This window comes from Pseudomonas sp. SCPG-7 (assembly GCF_002156405.1).
GTDB lineage: Bacteria > Pseudomonadota > Gammaproteobacteria > Pseudomonadales > Pseudomonadaceae > Aquipseudomonas > Aquipseudomonas parakoreensis.
Map to the genome: position 1 here is coordinate 1 of NZ_MVOO01000058.1, position 223 is coordinate 223.

Sequence of the window (223 nt, forward strand, 5' to 3'; positions counted from 1 at the left end):
GAGCCCGGCCGAGTCTATCGTAAGATTTCCTACGGGCCGTTGCTCGACGTGTTCATGATCGACATGCGCAGCTATCGTGGTCCCAATGGCGAGGGCATGGAAGAAGTCTACGGACCGGCCTCTCACCTGCTCGGACCCGCCCAGGTTGCCTGGCTCCAGCGTGAATTGATGCGTTCGCAGGCAACCTGGAAGGTGATCGCCGCCGACATGCCGATCGGCCTCA

The 223-nt window shown here is 61.4% G+C and carries 1 protein-coding gene; it reads left to right on the forward strand.

Annotated features, from left to right (window positions below; all coding sequences use genetic code 11):
• Positions 1-223: alkaline phosphatase D family protein (locus B1722_RS28530; RefSeq protein ID WP_176393394.1), on the forward strand; the 223-nt coding region annotated here is incomplete at both ends.